Genomic DNA, 19,946 nt, shown 5'->3' on the forward strand with positions numbered 1-19,946 from the left:
ACGGACGGCGCGCGTCCGCCGCCTCAGGCGGTCTTCCCGTCCCGGGCCGATGGTTCGCTGTCCCCCGGGCGGTCCGGGAAGATCCAGGTCACCCCGCCGTGGATCAGCCCGTACGCGCAGAGCCCGATCGCGAATCTCACGTACCGCATGTCGCCGGACCAGCCGTTCGGCGCGCCGAAGAAGATCCAGAACGCCAGCGCGATCCCGAGCAGTATCCCTGCCGCGCCGATCATCCTTCGCAAGGAGTCATGCATGAAGGGGAGCCTTTCATACGAGTACCCGCTCGTAACATACCGAGATCGCCGAGCCCACGTACGCGCCGAACAGCGGGATCGGACGGTACCCCTGCCGCCGGTAGAACCGTTCGGCGTCCGGCTGCCGGTGGCCGGTCTCCAGCCGGAGCGTCGTCCAGCCGCGCTCGACGGCCGCCGCCTCCAGGGCGCGCAGCACGGCGGCGGCCACCCCGGTGCCCCGGGCCTGTGGCGCGACGTACATCCGCTTCACCTCTGCGCTGCCCGCGTCGAGCCGCCGCAGCGCGCCGCACGCCAGCGCCGCCCCCGCACCGCCGCCGTCCCGGGCCACCAGGAACAGGTCGATGTCGGCGGCGGACGGTACCGTCCCCGGCTCGTGGTCCTCGCTCCCGTACCGCGCGTCGAGTTCGGCCCGCTGCGCGGCGCGCAGCGCGGCGCCCTCGGGGTCGTTCCAGTCCAGCGCTTCGATCGTCCACCCGGACATATGCCGCCACCTCCGTAACAACTGTTACGGTAACAAGCGTTACGAGCCCCCTCCCAGCCTCCCGAGGTGAGATCCGTGTCACGACCGTCCCACGGCGGCGCAACCGACGAACGCCTCACCCGGGCCGTGCACGACGTCCTCGCCCGGCAGGGCCTCGAACGCCTCACCATCCGCGCCGTCGCCACCGCCGCCGGATGCACGACCGGCCTGGTCATGCACCGTTTCCCCAACCGCCGCGCACTGCTGCTGCACGCCCGCCGCACCATGCACGAGAACGCCCGCGCCCGCGTCGAGGCCATCGAGGCGGCGGCCCCCGACCCGCGCACCGCGCTGCGCGACGTCCTGCGCAACGGCCTGTCGCTCGACGAGCCGACGACCGACGCCAGCGTCGTCTGGGTCGGCTTCCTCGCCGCGTCCGTGACCGACCCAGAACTCACCGCCGAACACCGCGCGCACAACGCCTCCTGGCGGCAGCGCATCACCCGGCTCGTCGCCTCGGCCGCCCCCGACTGGCCGGCGGAGCGGGTACGCACCGTCGCGTACGCCCTCGTCGCCATGGTCGAGGGCGCCGCCGCCCTCGCGACCGCCGACCCGGACACCTTCACTCCGGCCGAACAGACCGGACTGCTGGATGCGACGCTGGCAGCTCACGGCCTGGCGTGAGCGCAGCCGAGGCCAGCCGCAGGTGCGCGATCGCGGCACCCATCGCCTCGCACAACTCGGAGCCGTTCGTCGCCAGCGGCTCCATCGGAACCGGCGGTACGAGCCACCGCCGCCCGCACAGCGCGTGCCGGTGCGACCCCACGGCGGCCAGCGGCGTCGGCCACCGGATCGCGCCACGCCCCACGCACCGGGTGCCCGGCAGCGGTGGCCAGCTCACGCTGGTCCCCAGCGGCACGACGAACTCGATCGCCCCCCGCAACGGCGCATCCAGCACCGCCCCCAGCCGCACCCCCAGCACCCGCGCCCGCGCCACGGTCAGCGCCCCGACCGCGTGCGTCACACGCGCCACGTCCCAGGCGGTACCGACCGGCACCTCTGCGGCCTGATCCCACCGCCACTTCGACTCGACATCGAGACGGCAAGCCCCGGCCGCAACTGCCCTCGAAAGGGCGGAACTTTCTGCATCCATGGGACACACGGTGGATGACCAGCGGATACTCGCGTCAGTGACGAGGTGGGTACGTAAGGTGTACGTGCGGCCTCGGAGACGCCTGGTACGTACCGTAAGAGGGAAGGCCGCTCACATGGCAGATGAGAGTTCCCAGTTTCCGGTCAGCTATCGCTATTTCGGCAGCCAGTTCCAACTCTGGCGCCAGAACGCCCAAGTACGGCGAGAAACGATCGCCGAGGCGGCGAACTACTCCGTGGACACGGTGAAGTCCGTCGAACAGGGACGGAGGCGGGTCCCGCCCCGGCTCGCGGAGATCGCGGACGAGATGTTCGGGGCGCGGGGGTTGCTCCTGGCCGGCATCCCGTACTTGAAGCGGGAGCGCTACCCGGAACGGTCCCGCACGTACTTCGAGTACGAGAACGAAGCGATCGCGATGTGGTGGTACGAGCCTCTGCTCATCCCGGGGCTCTTGCAGACGGAAGAGTACGCCAACGCCCTGATCAGCGGTCGCTACCCGCCCTGGGAGGACGACGAGGCGGAGGAAAAGGTCAGGGGGCGACTGGCGCGGAGGGCCCTTCTGACGAGCAAGCCAACCGTTGCCTTCAGCTTCGTACTCTACGAAGCTGTACTGCGCTGTCCTGTGGGAGGCGACCAGGCCCTGAAGGAACAACTCTGTCACCTGGTGGAGGTGGCAAAGCTGCGCAACGTCTCTATTCAGGTACTCCCGTTCGAACGGGTGGTGCCCTCAGCGCTCAATGGCCCTATGGTCCTGTTGGAAACGCGAGATCACGAGCACTTCGCCTTGGTTGAAGGCCAATCACTGAGCCAGCAGACGACTGCACCCACCGATGTCAGCACGCTGACTCAGCGTTATGGCATGATCCGCACGCAGGCTCTCAGCGAAGAAGAGTCCGTGTCTTTCATCGAACGAATGGTGGAACCTCTATGAGTGACGAACTGATGTGGTTCACGTCCAGCTACAGCGACACGGAAGGCAGCGCCTGCGTCGAAGTCGCCCTTGCCTGGTACAAGTCCAGTTACAGCGACGACGAAGGCAGCGCCTGCGTCGAGGTGGCGGCCTGCCCCACCACCATCCACGTCCGGGACTCCAAGTGCCCGGCCGACCCGCACCTCAGCTTCCGGCCGGACGCCTTCACCGCGTTCCTCGACACCATCCGCTGAGCCGCACGTTCAGTCCAGACAGAACTCGTTGCCCTCGACGTCCTGCATCACGATGCACGACTCGTTCTCCTCGTCAGCCGGGAGCAGCCGTACCCGCGTGGCGCCGAGGGCGACCAGGCGCGCGCATTCGGCCTCCAGCGTGGCCAGGCGTTCCGCGCCGACGAGACCGATGCCGGCCCGTACGTCGACGTGCACGCGGTTCTTGACGACCTTGCCCTCGGGTACCCGCTGGAAGTACAGGCGCGGGCCCACGCCGGAGGGGTCTGCGCAGGCGGCCCACGTGTCCCGCTCCTCCGGCGGCAGGGACTCGTTGTACGCCTCCCACGTGTCGTAGCCCTCCGGGGGCGGCGCCACGACGTACCCGAGCGTCTCGGCCCAGAAGCGCGCGACGCGCAGGGGCGAGGCGCAGTCGAACGTGATCTGAACCTGCTTGATCGATGCCATCGGCGCACCATAGCAACGGAGGGGGCCCGCTTCCTCCCCTTTTTCCGCGTGCGTCAGGAGGTGCGCGCCTCGTGGCTCTCGCGGTGCGCGAGAACCTCGCCCATGTGCGTCTGCGCCCAGCCCCTGACCTCGCGCATGACGTGGTGCAGCGACAGCCCGAGGCCGGTCAGCTCGTAGGAGACGGTGACCGGGACGGTCGGCGTCACGGTACGGGTGAGCAGCCCGTCCCGCTCCAGCGAGCGGAGGGTCTGGGTGAGCATCTTCTGGCTGACCCCGGCCAGCAGCCGGGAGAGTTCGGAGTACCGCATCGCCCTCGGCCCGTCCGCCTGCGCGCTTGTCTCGCCGGTCCGGCCGGGGCCGCTGTCGCCGCCCAGGGCGCACAGGATCAGGACGGCCCACTTGTCGGAGATCCGGTCGAGCAACTGCCGGCTGGGGCAGCCCGCCAGGAACGCGTTGTACTCCGCCTTGGCCTGCGCCCGCCGCTGCGCCGCGTTCATCGTCGTCATCGCTCGCACCTCTCCCCGCTGGGTGGGTTACGCACTCGGAAGTGCCTACTTCCCGATGGGAAGCAGCTCTCCCATGCTGAGGGAGGGAGGCGGCAGGCGCCACCCCCTCCGTGCACGACGAAAGGCAGCAGCATGAGCAGCACACCCTCCCTTCCTCTCCCCGGTGGTACCTGGGCCCTGGGGACCTGACCGTTACCCGCTTCGGTTACGGCGCGATGCAACTGGCCGGGCCGTGGGTCATGGGGCCGCCGGCCGATCGCGAGGGGGCGCTGGCCGTGCTGCGGGCGGCGGTGGAGGCGGGTATCACCCACATCGACACCAGCGACGCGTACGGGCCGCGTATCACCAACGAGTTGATCCGCGAGGCGCTGCACCCCTACCGGGCGTCGCTGCACATCGCGACGAAGGTGGGCGGGACGCGCGACGCGCAGGGTGGCTGGCCTCCGGCCCGGCGGCCGGAGGAACTGCGCCAGCAGGTCCGCGACAACCTCACGTCCCTCGGTCTCGATGTCCTCGATGTGGTCAACCTCCGGCTCGGCGACGCGGAGGGGCCGCAGCCCGGCTCGCTCGCCGAGGCGTTCGGGACGCTCGTCGAACTCCAGCAGCAGGGGCTGATCCGGCACCTCGGGGTCAGCAATGCCACCGCCGAGCAGGTCGCCGAGGCGCAGGGCATCGCTCCGATCGTGTGCGTGCAGAACCTGTACAACCTCGCCCATCGCCAGGACGATCCGCTCATCGACCGGCTCGCGGCCGAGGGGATCGCGTACGTGCCGTTCTTCCCGCTCGGAGGCTTCACCCCGCTCCAGTCCGCTGCCCTGTCGGCGGTCGCGGCCCGGCGCGGGACGGCTCCGATGTCCGTCGCGCTGGCCTGGTTGCTGCGACGGTCGCCGAACATCCTGCTCATCCCCGGTACGTCCTCGACGGCCCATCTGCGGGAGAACATCGCGGGTGCGGGACTCGACCTCTCTCCCGAGGACCTGACCGAACTGGATGCCATCGGCCGGTGACCGCTCCACAGCGTCAATGCGCGTACGGAATGTTCATTCCCCGGGGGGCGAACGGTATTTCGAAATATCGTGTGTTGATGCAGGTGGTACGGCGTGGCGAGGGGAATTCACTGGGGTTTTGGCCAACGCTTGGGGCTTGCGTCGTCACTATGTGCGACGCGTAGTGTCTGCGCTGTTCAGAGCCACAGCAAAAGCCCCCGCGATGCTGGAACATCCGGGGGCGTGACACCAAGGGACGACAGCCCTCGATGCGTTCTCATCGTACCCGGCCGACGCGCGGATTCACCACTCTGCGGAACGACATGATCCGCGACCGGCGGCTTTCCTTCGCCGCCCTCGGGCTGATCGTCTACCTCCTGTCGCTGCCCGCCATGGCCCGGGCCAGCATCCGGCACTTGGCCGGACTGCGCACCGAGGGACGGACGCGGATCGGGCGCATGCTGCACGAACTCGAAGACGGCGGTTATCTGAAGCGTGTGGTGCGCAAGACCGACGAGGGACTGTTCTACACCGAATACGAACTCTTCGACGTGCCCGGTGGGTCCTGTGCGTGTGGCTCAAACTGGGATCCCCGTGCGACAGGCTCCCTTCCTTCGGAAGAAAAGACGGGGTTGCAAGAACCCCCCTCCCTCCCCCCGGAACCCGAGCCCGAGCCGGAACCCGAGCCCGAGCGGGAGTTGGGTCCGGAGCCGGAGTGGGAACCGGAGCCCGAGCCGGAGTTGGGTCCGGAGCCGGAGCCGGAGCCCCAGCCGGTCGCGCCGGTGGAGTGGCCGGAGCCTCCCGCTCCGCCCGCACCGCCCACTCCACCCCGCCGGGCCAGGCTGCCCCGCCAGGCCAGGGCGCCGCGCCGGGCGGAATCACCCGGCCCGGTCGAGGTACCCGAGGCGCTGCGGCACGAGATCGAACTGCTCGGCTCCCTCGGCCGCTGCGTCCCCGCCCTGGCGCTCGGCGCACGCGACGCGATCGAGCTGGCGCCGCTGCTGCGGCCCTGGCGAGCCGCAGGACTCCCGGACGCGGCGGTACGCGAGCAGCTGACCGCCGGATTGCCCGAACGCGTCCTGTCCGCCGCCGGGTTGCTGCGGGATCGGCTCGTTCGGAAGGCTCCGGCCCCGCCTCCGCCGCCACCTCCGTCCGGCGCGACGCCGCCGCCGGGGCTGCGCGAGTGCCCCGGCTGCCGGGGCGTGAGCCGCACCGCCGGGCTGTGCCGTACCTGCCGGGAAGGCCCGGAGGCCGTGGCGGACCACAGCGCCGCGTCCGAGGCGGCGCGGCGCGGCGCCGCCCTGGCCCGCGCCGCCCTGCGCGGCGGCCCGGGACGCCCGGCGGCTGTCCCCCGGCGCTCGCGGCGCCCGGCAGCGCCGCGCACGCCTTCGGCCCCCACGCCGGCCCCAGCCCTCAGCCCGAACCCCACCCCAACCGAAAGAGGCTCCCATGAGCGATGACGCCACCGCCTACGTCCGGATCGAGCAGCGGCTGACCGAGGACCACCGGATCTCGTTCGGCGCCCTGGGCCTGCTCAGCTACCTGCTCAGCGTCCCGCCGGACGAGCGGGTCAGTATCGAGTCGCTGGCCCCGCTGCGGGTCGAGGGGCAGACCAGGATCGCCCGCTATCTGCGCGAGCTGGAGGAGCACGGCTATCTGAAGCGCGTGGTGCGCAAGCTGCCGGACGGGCGGTTCTGGACGGCGTACGAGCTGTTCGGGCCCTCCGGGCGCCGGTACCGGCCCGCCTGAACCCCGCCCGGCGAACCCGCCACCCTGTCATGTCCCCGACGGGATTCGCGCGGGCAGGCCCTGGGGAACCTTCAGCAATGGGAGAACTGCTCACCGTTGGTGTCGAGGAAGAGTTCTTGTTGGCCGACCCCGTCAGCGGGGTGGCGATGCCGGTGTCCGAGGACGTGATCGCGGCCGATGCCCCCGCCGCCGGGCCGGTCGGGCGGCTGAAGCCGGAGACCTCCCTGGCCGTGATCGAGACGGCCTCGGAACCGCACCGTGAACTGTCCCGGCTGGCCGACGATCTGCGGTCCCTGCGGTCCGCCGCGGCCACCGCCGCCGAGGCCGTGGGGTGCGCCGTACTGCCGTGCGCCACCGAGCCGCTGCCCGCGCCGCCCTCGCCGCCGACCGGCGGGGAACGGTACCGGCGGATCTACGAGAAGTACGGCGCCCGGATCTTCGGCCACATGACCTGTGGCATGCACATCCACATCGGGATGCCGGACCGGGAGCGGGCGGTCGCGGTGAGCAATCACCTGCGGCCCTGGTTACCGGCGCTCCAGGCGCTCGCCGCCAACTCCCCCTACGCCCTCGGCGAGGACACCGGCTGGGCCAGCTTCCGGTCCGTGTGGTGGGGGTACATGCCGGTGGCCGGTCCCGCGCCGGTGTTCGCCTCGGCCGCCGCGTACGACGCGCTGCTGGACCAGCTGGTCGCCTCGGGCGTCATCCTGGACCGGAAGATGGCGTACTGGTTCGCCCGTCCCTCCGAGTTCGTGCCCACCATCGAGGTCCGGGTCACCGATGTGTGCCCGACCGCCGACACCGCCGTCCTGCTCGCCGCGCTGACCCGCGCCCTGGTGGCCACCTGCCAGGAGGAGCTGGACACCGGCGCCCCGCCCCCGGCCGTCTCCGGCCAGCTGCTGGCCGCCGCGCACTGGCAGGCGGCGCGGTACGGGATGGAGGGGGACGCCGTGGACGTGTTCACCGGCCATCCGGTGCCCGCCTGGTCCTGGGTGGAGAAGCTGGTCAAGCACATCACCCCGGCGCTGTCCGACGCCGGGGACCTCGCGTACGTCACCGGTGGGCTCGCCGAGCTGCGCGCGCACGGGTCGTGGGCCGCCCGCCAGCGCGGAATCGTTTCTGCGGGCGGCGGCCCCGCCGACGTCGCCGCCTACCTCGCCTCGCTCCTCCTGAAGTAACCCGCCCGCGACGGCGCACCCCCGCACCCCGCACACCCCGCGCACACGGCGCGCGCGTCCGTCCGGGGGAGGCCCGCGCCTCCCACCGGACGGCGACCGTCCGTGTGAGCCTCGTTACGTTTCGCCCGTGTTTCGTGTGGGCTTTTCCAAGCCGGGCAGGGCTTCCCGCTGGATGAGCCCGGTGTCTCAGGATGTGGCATCGGATGGGCGGTTTTCGCCTGCTCGGTAGACTTCAGCAGACCGTGGTCCCCGCTCGGATCACGGCGTGAGAGATACGAGGAGCGAGCACACGTGGGCCTTGTCGTGCAGAAGTACGGCGGCTCCTCCGTTGCCGATGCCCAGGGCATCAAGCGCGTCGCCAAGCGAGTCGTCGAAGCCAAGAAGAACGGCCACCAGGTGGTCGTCGTGGTTTCCGCGATGGGCGACACGACGGACGAGCTGATCGATCTCGCGGGTGAGGTGTCCCCCGTCCCGTCCGGGCGAGAGATGGACATGCTGCTGACCGCCGGAGAGCGCATCTCCATGGCCTTGCTGGCCATGGCGATCAAAGCGCTCGGGCACGAGGCGCAGTCCTTCACCGGCAGCCAGGCGGGCGTCATCACCGACTCCGTTCACAACAAGGCCCGCATCATCGATGTGACCCCGGGCCGTATCCGTTCCTCCGTCGACGACGGCAACATCGCCATCGTCGCCGGGTTCCAGGGTGTCTCCCAGGACAAGAAGGACATCACCACGCTGGGCCGCGGTGGCTCCGACACGACGGCGGTCGCCCTGGCCGCCGCGCTGGACGCCGAGGTGTGCGAGATCTACACGGACGTCGACGGGGTGTTCACCGCCGACCCGCGCGTGGTCTCCAAGGCCCGCAAGATCGACTGGATCTCCTTCGAGGACATGCTGGAGCTGGCCAGCTCCGGTTCGAAGGTGCTGCTGCACCGCTGTGTGGAGTACGCGCGCCGCTACAACATCCCGATTCACGTACGGTCGTCCTTCTCCGGTCTCAAGGGCACCTGGGTCAGCAGTGAGCCGCCGCAGGCGCAGTCCGCACAACGGGAAGGACAAGGGGAGATGGAGCAGGCGATCATCTCGGGGGTGGCACACGACACGTCCGAGGCCAAGGTCACCGTCGTCGGGGTGCCCGACAAGCCGGGCGAGGCGGCGAAAATCTTCCGCGCGCTGGCCGACGCCGAGCTGAACCTCGACATGGTGGTGCAGAACGTCTCGGCCGCCTCCACCGGGCTGACCGACATCTCCTTCACCCTGCCCAAGGACGAAGGACGGTCGGCCATCAACGCGCTGGAGAAGCGGCGTCCGGACATCGGGTTCGACTCCCTGCGCTACGACGACCAGATCGCGAAGATCTCGCTCGTCGGCGCCGGTATGAAGACCAACCCCGGTGTCACGGCGCACTTCTTCGAGGCGCTGTCGAACGCGGGCGTGAACATCGAGCTGATCTCGACGTCCGAGATCCGCATCTCCGTCGTCACCCGCGAAGACGATGTGAACCCGGCGGTCAGGGCGGTGCATACGGCGTTCGGTCTGGACAGCGAGTCGGACGAGGCCGTCGTGTACGGCGGGACGGGGCGCTGAGCTGGCCCCGGATCGCCGGGCGTACCGCTGCCGTACCGGCACCGGGCCCGGGGCGATGCGTGACCTTTTGAACGACATTGGCGGGATGTGAAGCTCCCGTGACCAACTCGTAGGTCCGGATCGCTTGATCCGGACCAATCCCCCGGGGGACGATTTCAACTCCCCGCACCCACTCACGGACCATGTGCGGTGCGGGGAGCGTCTTTTCCACCCTCTCGCGAGGGCCACAGGCGCTGCACCACTCGGACATTTCAGGGTAGGCGGTAGGTGTGAGCCGATGTGACTCATTCAGAAACCGACCCGCGCCGTACAACCTTCGCGGGGGAGAGAGTGTCCAACTGGCGTGGCAGAGGTCCTGGAATTCACCGCGACGGCACCTCCGCATCTCCCGCGCCCGAAGGGTTCGGACGGTGCCGGGGGCATGCCCGTGATCGCCCCGCTGCCGGCTCCCGGGTCCGTCCCGGGCCCCGCCTCCGGGTCCGCCTCCCAGCCCGTCCCGCCGCCCGTCACCGGCCCCGCCGGCCCGTCCGCCGCGCCGGATGCGCCCCACCGCGCGCCGTCGCCGTCCCACGACGCGGACACCGCTATGGCTGAGGGGACCACCACCGACCACCTGACCGAGACCTACCGGGCCCACTACCGCTCGCTGCTCGGTCTCGCTGCGCTGCTGCTCGACGACATCGCCTCCTGCGAGGACGTGGTCCAGGAGGCGTTCATCCGGGTGCACTCGGCGCGCGGCCGGGTCCGCGACCCGGAGAAGACCCTGGCGTACCTGCGGCAGACCGTCGTCAACCTCTCCCGCTCCACCCTGCGCCGCCGCATCCTGGGCCTCAAGCTGCTCTCCAAGCCGATGCCGAACATGGCGAGCGCGGAGGAAGGCGCCTACGAGCAGCTGGAGCGCGCCGAGCTGATCCAGGCCATGCGCGGACTCCAGCGCCGCCAGCGCGAGGTGCTGGTGCTGCGCTACTTCGCGGACATGACCGAGGCGGAGGTCGCCAGGACGCTGGGGATCTCGGCGGGTTCGGTGAAGGCGTACGGTTCGCGGGGCATCGCCGCGCTGCGGGTCGCCATGGAGGCGGCCCGATGAGCGACCGCGATCCGCACGCGGGGGACGACCGGGAACGCGAGCCGTCCGGCGCCGGGGAACCGGCCCCCGCGCCGGACGGCTGCTCCGATCTGCCGCCCCTCCCCGAGGGCATCGACATCCCCGACAGCCCGGGACTGCTGTCCGACGAGGAGAACCTGCGCCGGCTGCTGCACGACGCGGTGGGCACCATCCCCGTCCCGGACGTCTCCCTCGACGCGCTGCGCGACGGCATCACCGCCCGGCGCCGCCGCCGGCGCCAGCTGCTGCTGAGCACCGTGGCCGCCGTCGGCGTCCTGGCCATCGGCACCCCGGCAGTCCTGGAGGCCACCGGCAACGGGGTCCGGCGCGGCAACGACCAGGCCACCGGCCTGGCCGGCGAGGCCGCCGCCGAGGGCGGCCCGGCCCCCTCCAGCGGCGCGGACGGCGGCCCCGAGGCGTACGACGGCCTGGGCGAACCCCCGCTGGGCGACCCCGCGTACGGCTCCGACGACGGCGCCGCCCACCAGCCGGACGGCACGGGCGGCGCCGCCGCCGAGAGCGGCACCCCCTACGACGGGCGGCTCACCGGCGCCGACTCCCCGCGCTGCACCGCCGGTCAGCTCGGCGCCGCGAGCGCCGTCACCGAGGAGCCGGACGCGCTCGGCAAGGTGTACGGCACCATCCGGGTCGCCAACGTCTCCGAGACGCCCTGCCGGGTCACCGGCGACACCGACGACCTGTCCGTCCTCCCCGCGGCGACCGGCACCGGCGGCTCCGGCGAGGTGCAGATCGTGCCGCGCACCGAGGACGACCGGGCCATCCGGCTGCCGGGCCCCGAGGAGGCGCACAGCGAACTGGTGCTGCCGCCCGGCGAGGCGTACGAGGTGCGGTTCGCGTGGGTGCCGGGCGCCGGGGCGTCGCGGGCCTCGTGCGCCGTGCAGCCCGACCCGGGCGGGCTGAGCCCGGACGCGGGCCGCGGCGCCGAGCCGCTGCCCGACGAACTGGAGGGCGGCGCGGGCGGTGCCGGCGGCGGTGACGGCGCGGGGCCAGGCGACGGGGACGCGGGCGGCGGCGAGCAGCCCGGCGGCCCCGGCGACCCGGGCGAGGGCGAGCCGGGCGGCGGCGACAGCGGCGCGGCCCCGACGAACGGCGCGGGCAACGGCACCCCGGGCAGCGGCGGCTCCGACAGCGCGGCCGGCGGCTCGGGGCCCGGCGGCGCGACCACCGGGCCCGGCACCGGACCGCCCCCCGGCCCGGACGAGGACACCGTCGTGCTGCGCTACACCCCGCCGGCCGGCAACGCCGCCGTCGACATCCACCTCGAAGGCACCTGCACGGGCACCGTCTACCGCACCGGCGTCCTGCCGTCCCCGAGCGCTTCGAGCACCCCGGCGCCCTGACCGCCCCGGCCCACCCCGTACCGTGGGCACGTGTACCGGTTTCTGCTGACTCCCCGCTGGTGGGGGATCAACGTCTTCGTGGTGCTGTCCGTGCCGTTCTGCCTCTTCATGGGGTTCTGGCAGCTCGACCGCTTCGAGGACCGGGTGGACAGCCACCGCGAGCGGGAGAAGCAGGCCGAGGCGGCGGAGGTCGCCGAGCCGCGCCCGCTGCGCGAGCTGCTGCCCGTCACCACCGCGACGGTGGGGGAGCAGGCCACCGTCACCGGTACGTTCGATCCCGAGCAGGAACTGCTGGTCCCCGAGCGGATGCTGGACGGGGAACGCGGCTTCTACGTCCTCACTCCGCTGCTGCCCGACGACGGCGGCGACGCGCTGCCCGTGGTCCGCGGCTGGCTGGCCGGTGACGCCGACCCGGCCGCCGTACCCCCGGCGCCGACCGGCGAGGTGACGGTCACCGGGGCGCTCCAGGGCGCCGAGTCCCCGCGCGATGTCGGCCCGCCGACCGGGCTGCCGCCCGGGCAGCTCGGCGTGATCGGCTCCGCCTCGCTCATCAACGTGCTGCCGTACCCGGTGGAGAACGCCTGGGTGACGGTGCGCGAGCCCGCCGAGCCGCTGCGCGCGGTGCCGCCGGCCACGGCGACCAACACCGGTCTGGACATCAAGGCGTTCCAGAACCTGGGCTACACCGCCGAGTGGTTCGCCTTCATCGCCTTCGCGCTGTTCATGTGGTACCGCTTCTTCCGCCGCGAGCTGGAGGCCCAGCGCGATGCCGCGCTGGGCCTCGGAGAGCCCGGGGCGCCCGGTGAGTCCGGGACGCCCGGGACGCCCGCCGCCGTACCGGCCGCGGGCGGGGCCCCGGCTACGGAAGATGACGCAGGGCGAACTCGATCTCCATCCGCGTCTGTTTGATCCGCTCCTCCACCACCAGCGAGCCGTGGCCGGCGTCGTACCGGTACACCTCGTGGGGGGCGCCGCGCTCCTTCAGCCGGTCCACGTAGTTCTCGATCTGCCGGATCGGGCAGCGCGGGTCGTTGACGCCCGCCGAGATGTACACCGGCGCCGTCACCCGGTCCACGTACGTGATCGGCGACGAGTCGCGCCAGCGCTCGGGCTGCTCCTCGGGCGTGCCGCCCAGGAGCGTGCGGTCCATCGCCTTCAGCGCCTCCATCTCGTCGTGGTAGGCGGTGACGTAGTCGGCCACCGGGACCGCCGCGACCCCGACCGTCCACAGCGCGGGCTGGACCCCGAGGCCCAGCAGGGTGAGGTAGCCGCCCCACGAGCCGCCGGTGAGCACCAGGCGCTCCGGGTCGGCCAGGCCGGTCTCCACGCACCACTCGCGGACGGCGGCGATGTCCTCCAGCTCGATCAGCCCGATGCAGTGCCGCAGGGCGTCCGTCCACTCCCGGCCGTACCCCGTCGATCCCCGGTAGTTGACCCGGACGACCGCGAAGCCGTGGTCGAGCCAGGCGGCGGGGGCCGCGGCGAACGAGTCGCTGTCGTGGTGGGTCGGGCCGCCATGGATGTCGAAGACCGTCGGGAACGGGCCCTCGCCCTCCGCCGGGCGCTGCACCAGCGCGTGCACGGCGCCGCCGGGGCCGTCCACCCACACGTCCTGCACCGGCAGCGACGGGGGCGCCGTCTCGCCGGGCGGGTCGAGGACGGTGGCGCCGGTGCTGGACTGCACGCGCGGCGGCTCGGCGGCCGAGGACCACAGGAACTCCACCGACCCGTCCGGGCGCGCGGTGGCGCCCGCCACGGTGCCGGCCGGGGTGTGCACCCGGGTCAGTTCGCCGAGGGTGTGGCCGTCGACGTCCGCGCGCCACAGCTCGCTGCGGGCCCGGTAGTCGTGCTCGATGAGCACACCGGAGCCGTCCGCGTACCACTCGGCGCCGACCTCGCCCGGCAGCTCGCAGGCCAGCTCGCGCTGCTCGCCGGTGAGCGGGTCCCAGATCAGCAGTTCCCAGCGGCCGTGCCGCTGGTGGCCGACCAGCAGCCGGCTGTCGCCGTCCACCGGGGCGAAGCCGAGCACGGACAGACCGAGGTCCTTGGTGCCGGCCTCGGTGTCGTCCAGCTCGGCGACCGGGGTGCCGTCGAGGCGGACCACGCGGATCGCCGAGTGCATGGCGTCGCCGTGCTCGGTGTGCTCGATGGCCAGCAGGGTGCCGTCGTGCGAGAGGTCGCCGACGCCCGCCGACTCGCGGTGCCGGTAGATCTCCACCGGCGCGGAGCCGTCGGGGCGCGCCACGTGGATCGTGGTGCCGACCTCCTCGGTCATCCGGCCCACCACGACGGTGCCGTCGCGGCCGAGCGCGAGACCGGCCGAGTACGCGGGCTCCAGGCCCGGTACGGCCGCCTCGTGCGGGCCGCCGGCGAACGGCTGGCGGTGCCAGACGCCGAACTCGTCGCCGTCGCTGTCGGCGAACCACCACACGTGCGCGCCGTCCGGGCTGAGCGTGCCGTGGACGGTGCCGTTGGGGCGGTCGGTGGCCTGCCGCCGCTCCCCGGTGGCGCGGTCCCAGGTGTACAGCTCGAAGGTGCCGGTGGCGTTGGAGATGAACAGCGACCGGTCGGGGGCGTCCAGCGCCCACTGGGGGAGGCTGACGCGCGGGGCGCGGAAGCGCCGTTCCCAGTCGGGGAGGGTGACGTCCTCGCCGTGGCCGCCCGGCTCGTCCGCGGGCTCCGGCCGCTCAGTCATCGCTGTCCCCGGTCTCGTCGATCTCGACCTGGATCTCGACCTCGACGGGGGCGTCCAGCGGCAGCACGGCGACCCCGACCGCGCTGCGCGCGTGTCGGCCGGCCTCGCCCAGGACCTCGCCGAGCAGCTCGCTGGCGCCGTTGATGACGCCGGGCTGGCCGGTGAAGGACGGGTCGGAGGCGACGAAGCCCACGACCTTCACCACCCGGACGACGCGGTCCAGGCTGCCGGCCACCGACGCGACGGCGGCGAGCGCGTTGAGCGCGCAGATCCGGGCCAGCTCCTTGGCGTCCTCGGGGCTGACCTCGGCGCCCACCTTGCCGGTGCGCGGCAGTGCGCCGTCCACCAGCGGCACCTGGCCCGAGGTGTGGATGTAACGGCCCGAGCGCAGTGCCGGTACGTACACCCCGGCCGGGGCGGGCACCGGCGGCAGGGTGATCCCCAGCTCGGCGAGCCGGGCCGCCACGCGCCCGGCGCTCACTGGGTCTTCTCGCGCTTGAAGTACGCCACCAGCTGCTCGGGGTTGGCGGGGTTCTGGAGCACCTGCACCAGCTCCCAGCCGTCCTCGCCCCAGGTGTCGAGGATCTGCTTGGTCGCGTGCACCAGCAACGGCGCGGTCGCGTATTCCCACTTGGTCACGGTCGTCATGGCGCCCACTCTAACGACCGGGCGGCGGGCGGCCGGGCCTGCGCCCGGGGCGGGCCGCCGGCTCCGGCGGGTGCGGTAAAAAAATCACCGATGTGTGGCCCGGGGAGGATTGTCGATCATCGCACCGGGCAGACTGCCCATCGGAAGCCCACTCCGGCGGCTCTAACCGGCTGCCGCGTAACCCCCGTCACTGTCGTAGGTGTTCTCGTACGCGTTCTCGTACTCACAGCGGGCTGTTTCCAGCAGCCTGCGCCAGGACGTGACCGTGGGACGGCGACGCAGCAGTGCGCGTCGTTCCCTTTCGGTCATGCCGCCCCATACGCCGAATTCCACGCGGTTGTCGAGCGCGTCCGCGAGGCATTCGGTGCGTACCGGGCAGCCGGTGCACACCGCTTTGGCGCGGTTCTGTGCCGCGCCCTGCACGAACAGTTCGTCCGGATCTGCGGTGCGGCAGGCGGCCTGCGCGCTCCAGTCGGTTACCCAGCTCATGACCGGTGCCGTCCTCTCCCGAATCGAGGCTCCCCCACGGCGGCAAGTGGCATATTCACCCTTGCCGGTTGAGGACGTTACGGAAGGCGGCGGGAGCGCAACACCCCCAGAGGGTCCCATCTTGAATGGCCCGTTCGGACTAGGGGAGTTCCCTCATCACCCACGTGAGTGAATGCCGAACATGATCCGCATTTCGGAGGGTGCGCGAATAGCAAACTCTGCGGGCATATGACCAGAGCCAAATCCTCATCTCACTCACACGAGTGAAGATCGCTTGACGGTTCCCCCGTGCCCGGTCCACGGCAGCCTAACGAACGCCCGGCCATCTGTCCGGCGTTCGACCGCTTACGCTTGCTCCATGGGTAGGAAGCGCCCGGGAGGCGGACTGAGCACGACACAACAGGCGGCCAAGTTCCTCGGGGTCAGCGTGCTGTCCGGGGCGGTGCTGGCGGGGCTGGCGCTGCCGGCCGTCGGCGCCCTGGGGCTGGCGGCCAAGGGGACGGTGCAGACCTTCGACGAGATCCCGAGCGAGCTGACGCGGCCACCGCTGAGCCAGAGCACGCTCATCCTCGACGTCGAGGGCAACAAGATCGCGGAGGTGTACTCCCGTTACCGCACGGTGATCGAGGCGGACGAGATGGGCCCGTACGTCCGCCAGGCGCTGGTGGCGGTCGAGGACGCGCGCTTCTACGAGCACGGCGCGATCGACCTGAAGGGCATCCTGCGGGCCCTGAACCGCAACGTGACCTCCGGCGGCGTCCAGGAGGGCGCCTCGACCCTCACGCAGCAGTACGTGAAGAACGTCTTCGTCGAGCAGGCGGGCGACGACGCGGAGGCGGTCGCCGAGGCCACCGCCCAGAGCGGCGCCGAGGGCATGGGCCGCAAGATCCGCGAGATGAAGTTCGCCATCCAGCTGGAACAGGAACTCACCAAGGACGAAATCCTTACCAACTACCTCAATATCACCTACTTCGGACAGCAGGCGTACGGCATCGAGGCCGCCTCCCAGCGGTACTTCTCCAAGCCGGCCGCCGACCTGGAACTGCACGAGGCCGCCCTGCTGGCCGGGCTCGTCCAGTCCCCCAGCGCGTACGACCCGGTGAACTCGCCCGACAAGGCGGTCAACCGGCGCAACGTCGTCCTGGAGAAGATGGTCGAATCCGAGGACATCACCCGCGCCGAGGCCGACGAGGCCAAGGCCATGGACCTCGGCCTCAACGTCAGCCGCCCGCAGAACGGCTGCATCACCGCCGTCCACGACGCCGGCTTCTTCTGCGACTACGTGCGCAAGGAGATCCTGAACAACCCCGCCTTCGGCGAGACCGAGGAGGAGCGCAGCGAACTGTGGCGCCTCGGCGGCCTGCGGGTGCGCACCACCCTGGACCCCACCGCCCAGGCGGCGGCGGCCCAGGCGGCCAAGGACGGCGCGTACGCGGACGACGAGGTGACCGCGGCCGTCGTCCAGGTCCAGCCCGGCACCGGCCACATCCTCTCCATGGCGCAATCCCGGCCCTACGGCCTGGACGTCACGGCGCACGAGACCACGCTCAACCTGAACGTCTCCAGCTCCATGGGCGGGACGACGTACGGCTTCCAGCCCGGCTCGACGTTCAAGCCGATCACCGCGGCCGTGGCCCTGGACGCGGGGATCAGCCCGGCCGAGGTGTACAGCTCGGACCGGAAGATCACGCTGCCGATGGACCAGTTCCGCGACTGCGAGAACAAGCCGCTGGGCTCCGCCGACGAGCGCGAGTGGTCGGTGCAGAACGAGCGCGAGGACATGAAGGGCAGCTGGGACATGACCGACGCCCTCGCCCAGTCCGTCAACACCTACTTCGCCGACCTGGAGCGCCGGGTCGGGGTGTGCGAGACCGTCACCCTGGCCGGTGAGATGGGCGTGCGCGGCGGCAACGACCAGGAGCTGCCCGCCAGCCCCTCCGCCACGCTGGGCGGTCTGGAGACGACGCCGCTGATGATGGCGAACGCCTACGCGACGTTCGCCAACCGCGGCACGTACTGCGAGCCGGTGGCCATCCTGGAGGTGACCGACAGCAACGGCCAGGCGCTGGACGTACCGGAGAGCACCTGCACCCTGGTGATGTCGGAGCACACCGCCGACACGATCAACATGATGCTGCGGGGCGTCGTCGAGGACGGCACCGGCCAGACGGCCGGCCTGACCGACCGCGAGAACGCCGGCAAGACCGGTACCTCGGACAACCGCAAGAACGTGTGGTTCGTCGGCTACACCCCCGAACTCTCCACGGCGGTCCGGGTCGGCGGCGACGCCACGCTGATCCCGATGGAGAACATCACGATCGCCGGCAAGCCCTGGGAGAAGGCGGGCGGCGGCAGCGTCGCCGGCCCGATCTGGCGGCAGGCGATGACCGGGGCCCTGGCGGGCGTTCCCGCGTCGACGTTCCACGAGGTGGACGTACCGCGCGGGAACGACGACAAGGACGACGACAAGGACGACGACCGGGACCGCGATCGGGACCGGGACCGGGACCGGGACCGGGACCGCGACCGGGACGATGACGGGGACAACCCGGACATCGACCTCGGCGACTGGGGCGACTGGGGCGACTTCGACTGGGGCGACAACCGCCCGGGCAACGGCTGGGGCCGCGACCGCTGAGTGACACCGCACGACGAAGGGGCGGACCGGATCCTCCGGTCCGCCCCTTCCCCTGTACGCGGTCAGCCGGCCAGGGCCCGCTTCACCAGCCCCGCCACCCGGCCGCCCTCGGCCCGGCCGGCGACCTTCGGGGACACGATCTTCATCACGGCGCCCATCGCCTTCGGCCCCTCGGCGCCACCCGCCTTCGCCTCGGCCACCGCCTCCGCGACGATCGCCGCCAGCTCCTCGTCCCCGAGCTGCTGCGGCAGGTACTGCGCCAGCACCTCGCCCTCGGCGCGCTCCCGCTCGGCCTGCTCGGCCCGGCCGCCCTTGTCGAACGCGTCGGCCGCCTCGCGCCGCTTCTTCGCCTCCCGCGCGACGACCTTCTGCACCTCGTCGTCGGACAGCTCGCGGGCTTCCTTGCCGGCCGTCTCCTCGTAGGCGATGGCGGTGAGCGCGAGCCGCAGCGTGCTGGAGCGCAGCTCATCCCGCTCCTTGATCGCCGCGGTCAGATCGTCGGTGAGCCGGGACTTCAACGTGGTCATGCGATCATTGTGTCAGGCAGGGCCTGCCTACGATGGGACGCATGCGTGCTCGCTCCGCCGTCCCGCTCGGCATCGCCGCCCTGGGGGCCGCCACCCTCGCCTACGCCGCCGGCTACGAGGTCCGGTCCTTCCGACTGCGCCGGGTCACCATCCCGGTCCTCCCGCCGGGCATGCGCCCGCTGCGGATCCTCCAGATCTCCGACATCCACATGGTCAGCGGCCAGCGCAAGAAGCAGCGCTGGCTCCAGTCCCTGGCCGCCCTGCGGCCGGACCTGGTGATCAACACCGGGGACAACCTCTCCGACCCCGAAGGCGTCCCGGAGACCCTGGACGCGCTCGGCCCGCTGATGGAGTTCCCCGGCGCGTACGTCTTCGGCTCGAACGACTACTACGCCCCGAAGCTGCGCAACCCCGGCCGCTACCTGGTGGAGCGCGTCCAGGGCCGGCACGGCCTCAACGGCAACGCCCCGGCCGTCGGCGTCCCGCGCAACCCCTGGTGGGACCTGCGCGACGCCTTCGACGAGGCGGGCTGGGTCAACCTCACCAACACCCGCGGCCGGATCAAGACCGCGGGCGCCGAGATCGCCCTGACCGGCCTGGACGACCCGCACATCAAGCGCGACCGCTACGGCGAGGTGGCGGGCGGCCCCGAACCGGGCGCGGACCTCTCCCTCGCGGTGGTGCACGCCCCGTACCTGCGCGTCCTGGACGCCTTCACGGCCGACCGCTACCCCCTGATCCTGGCCGGCCACACCCACGGCGGCCAGCTGTGCGTCCCGTTCTACGGCGCACTGGTCACCAACTGCGACATCGACCCGGACCGGGTGAAGGGCCTCTCCACCCACGAGTCGGCGGGCGAACGCGCCTACCTCCACGTCTCGGCGGGCTGCGGCACGAACCGCTACACCCCGGTCCGCTTCGCCTGCCCCCCGGAGGCCTCACTGCTCACGCTGACCCCCCGGGACAGCTGACCGCAGAACCAGATTTCGCGTATGCCCCCGG

Annotated in this window: 22 protein-coding genes and 1 pseudogene; 14 read left to right on the forward strand and 9 right to left on the reverse strand. The window is 71.7% G+C overall.

What is annotated here, in order from left to right; all coding sequences use genetic code 11:
- Positions 1 to 23: 23 nt before the first annotated feature.
- Both BM385_RS13780 and BM385_RS13785 read right to left on the reverse strand, forming a co-directional pair.
- Positions 24 to 254, reverse strand: a complete 231-nt coding sequence (locus tag BM385_RS13780) for a hypothetical protein (protein WP_139275173.1) — start codon at positions 252 to 254, stop codon at positions 24 to 26.
- 13 nt (positions 255 to 267) lie between these two features.
- Positions 268 to 735 carry a GNAT family N-acetyltransferase gene (locus BM385_RS13785; protein WP_093843206.1) on the reverse strand — a complete coding sequence of 156 codons (468 nt, stop codon included), beginning with the start codon at positions 733 to 735 and terminating at the stop codon, positions 268 to 270.
- 75 nt (positions 736 to 810) lie between these two features.
- On the opposite strand from BM385_RS13785, the gene BM385_RS13790 reads away from it, so the two are divergent.
- The 4 genes from BM385_RS13790 to BM385_RS13805 all read left to right on the forward strand — a co-directional run bounded on the left by BM385_RS13790 (position 811) and on the right by BM385_RS13805 (position 3,031).
- Positions 811 to 1,398 (forward strand): TetR/AcrR family transcriptional regulator, encoded by a 588-nt coding sequence (locus BM385_RS13790; RefSeq protein WP_019434048.1) that lies wholly within the window; start codon positions 811 to 813, stop codon positions 1,396 to 1,398.
- Positions 1,395 to 1,784 (forward strand): hypothetical protein, encoded by a 390-nt coding sequence (locus BM385_RS27145; protein ID WP_093843207.1) that lies wholly within the window; start codon positions 1,395 to 1,397, stop codon positions 1,782 to 1,784. Before BM385_RS13790 ends, BM385_RS27145 begins: the two co-directional genes overlap by 4 nt.
- A 198-nt stretch (positions 1,785 to 1,982) precedes the next feature.
- A complete protein-coding gene (locus BM385_RS13800) occupies positions 1,983 to 2,798 on the forward strand; it encodes a helix-turn-helix domain-containing protein (RefSeq protein ID WP_093843208.1) in 816 nt (271 codons plus the stop codon).
- Positions 2,795 to 3,031 carry a DUF397 domain-containing protein gene (locus BM385_RS13805; protein ID WP_093843209.1) on the forward strand — a complete coding sequence of 79 codons (237 nt, stop codon included), beginning with the start codon at positions 2,795 to 2,797 and terminating at the stop codon, positions 3,029 to 3,031. Before BM385_RS13800 ends, BM385_RS13805 begins: the two co-directional genes overlap by 4 nt.
- Positions 3,032 to 3,040: 9 nt before the next feature.
- Here the strand turns inward: BM385_RS13805 and BM385_RS13810 are convergent, their stop codons facing one another.
- Positions 3,041 to 3,475, reverse strand: a complete 435-nt coding sequence (locus tag BM385_RS13810) for a VOC family protein (protein ID WP_093843210.1) — start codon at positions 3,473 to 3,475, stop codon at positions 3,041 to 3,043.
- A 53-nt stretch (positions 3,476 to 3,528) separates the two neighbouring features.
- Positions 3,529 to 3,981: a winged helix-turn-helix transcriptional regulator gene (locus tag BM385_RS13815; RefSeq protein ID WP_093843211.1), complete on the reverse strand. Its 453-nt coding sequence runs from the start codon at positions 3,979 to 3,981 to the stop codon at positions 3,529 to 3,531.
- Positions 3,982 to 4,113: 132 nt separating this feature from the next.
- Here BM385_RS13815 and BM385_RS13820 point away from each other — a divergent pair.
- From BM385_RS13820 to BM385_RS13855, 8 genes and pseudogenes are all read left to right on the forward strand, one after another.
- Positions 4,114 to 4,988 (forward strand): annotated as a pseudogene (locus BM385_RS13820) (aldo/keto reductase family oxidoreductase).
- Between the two features lie 302 nt (positions 4,989 to 5,290).
- A complete protein-coding gene (locus tag BM385_RS13825) occupies positions 5,291 to 6,427 on the forward strand; it encodes a hypothetical protein (RefSeq protein ID WP_019434041.1) in 1,137 nt (378 codons plus the stop codon).
- Positions 6,417 to 6,716 carry a helix-turn-helix domain-containing protein gene (locus tag BM385_RS13830; protein ID WP_019434040.1) on the forward strand — a complete coding sequence of 100 codons (300 nt, stop codon included), beginning with the start codon at positions 6,417 to 6,419 and terminating at the stop codon, positions 6,714 to 6,716. Before BM385_RS13825 ends, BM385_RS13830 begins: the two co-directional genes overlap by 11 nt.
- A 77-nt stretch (positions 6,717 to 6,793) precedes the next feature.
- Positions 6,794 to 7,894 carry a carboxylate-amine ligase gene (locus BM385_RS13835; protein ID WP_175542981.1) on the forward strand — a complete coding sequence of 367 codons (1,101 nt, stop codon included), beginning with the start codon at positions 6,794 to 6,796 and terminating at the stop codon, positions 7,892 to 7,894.
- Between the two features lie 291 nt (positions 7,895 to 8,185).
- On the forward strand, positions 8,186 to 9,481 hold the full coding sequence (locus BM385_RS13840) for an aspartate kinase (protein ID WP_019434038.1): 1,296 nt from the start codon (positions 8,186 to 8,188) through the stop codon (positions 9,479 to 9,481).
- Between the two features lie 343 nt (positions 9,482 to 9,824).
- Positions 9,825 to 10,568 carry a SigE family RNA polymerase sigma factor gene (locus tag BM385_RS13845; RefSeq protein WP_380979430.1) on the forward strand — a complete coding sequence of 248 codons (744 nt, stop codon included), beginning with the start codon at positions 9,825 to 9,827 and terminating at the stop codon, positions 10,566 to 10,568.
- The gene (locus BM385_RS13850) at positions 10,565 to 11,947 is read left to right on the forward strand and encodes a hypothetical protein (protein ID WP_093843213.1); all 1,383 of its coding nucleotides are present in this window, start codon (positions 10,565 to 10,567) and stop codon (positions 11,945 to 11,947) included. Before BM385_RS13845 ends, BM385_RS13850 begins: the two co-directional genes overlap by 4 nt.
- Before the next feature lie 30 nt (positions 11,948 to 11,977).
- Entirely contained in the window at positions 11,978 to 12,856 is an 879-nt protein-coding gene (locus BM385_RS13855; RefSeq protein WP_093843214.1) for an SURF1 family protein, read from the forward strand.
- Here the strand turns inward: BM385_RS13855 and BM385_RS13860 are convergent.
- The 4 genes from BM385_RS13860 to BM385_RS13875 form a co-directional block, all read right to left on the reverse strand.
- Positions 12,807 to 14,642 carry a S9 family peptidase gene (locus tag BM385_RS13860; protein ID WP_093843215.1) on the reverse strand — a complete coding sequence of 612 codons (1,836 nt, stop codon included), beginning with the start codon at positions 14,640 to 14,642 and terminating at the stop codon, positions 12,807 to 12,809. The two genes, BM385_RS13855 and BM385_RS13860, sit on opposite strands and share 50 nt — an antisense overlap.
- Positions 14,635 to 15,123: a RidA family protein gene (locus tag BM385_RS13865; protein ID WP_246338326.1), complete on the reverse strand. Its 489-nt coding sequence runs from the start codon at positions 15,121 to 15,123 to the stop codon at positions 14,635 to 14,637. The genes BM385_RS13860 and BM385_RS13865 overlap by 8 nt, the downstream gene beginning before the upstream one ends.
- Positions 15,120 to 15,281 (reverse strand): Sp36 family protein, encoded by a 162-nt coding sequence (gene sp36, locus BM385_RS13870; protein WP_106438433.1) that lies wholly within the window; start codon positions 15,279 to 15,281, stop codon positions 15,120 to 15,122. The genes BM385_RS13865 and sp36 overlap by 4 nt, the downstream gene beginning before the upstream one ends.
- Before the next feature lie 171 nt (positions 15,282 to 15,452).
- On the reverse strand, positions 15,453 to 15,779 hold the full coding sequence (locus BM385_RS13875; protein WP_019434031.1) for a WhiB family transcriptional regulator: 327 nt from the start codon (positions 15,777 to 15,779) through the stop codon (positions 15,453 to 15,455).
- A gap of 358 nt (positions 15,780 to 16,137) precedes the next feature.
- On the opposite strand from BM385_RS13875, the gene BM385_RS13880 reads away from it, so the two are divergent.
- The gene (locus BM385_RS13880) at positions 16,138 to 18,417 is read left to right on the forward strand and encodes a transglycosylase domain-containing protein (RefSeq protein ID WP_254791551.1); all 2,280 of its coding nucleotides are present in this window, start codon (positions 16,138 to 16,140) and stop codon (positions 18,415 to 18,417) included.
- A 62-nt stretch (positions 18,418 to 18,479) separates the two neighbouring features.
- Here the strand turns inward: BM385_RS13880 and BM385_RS13885 are convergent, their stop codons facing one another.
- Positions 18,480 to 18,944 (reverse strand): GatB/YqeY domain-containing protein, encoded by a 465-nt coding sequence (locus BM385_RS13885; protein ID WP_019434029.1) that lies wholly within the window; start codon positions 18,942 to 18,944, stop codon positions 18,480 to 18,482.
- A 41-nt stretch (positions 18,945 to 18,985) separates the two neighbouring features.
- Here BM385_RS13885 and BM385_RS13890 point away from each other — a divergent pair, with 41 nt between their 5' ends.
- Positions 18,986 to 19,915, forward strand: coding sequence for a metallophosphoesterase (locus BM385_RS13890; RefSeq protein ID WP_019434028.1), 930 nt, complete (start codon positions 18,986 to 18,988; stop codon positions 19,913 to 19,915).
- The last annotated feature ends 31 nt before the right edge of the window (positions 19,916 to 19,946 follow it).

The organism is Streptomyces harbinensis, from assembly GCF_900116145.1.
GTDB lineage: Bacteria > Actinomycetota > Actinomycetes > Streptomycetales > Streptomycetaceae > Streptomyces > Streptomyces carpaticus.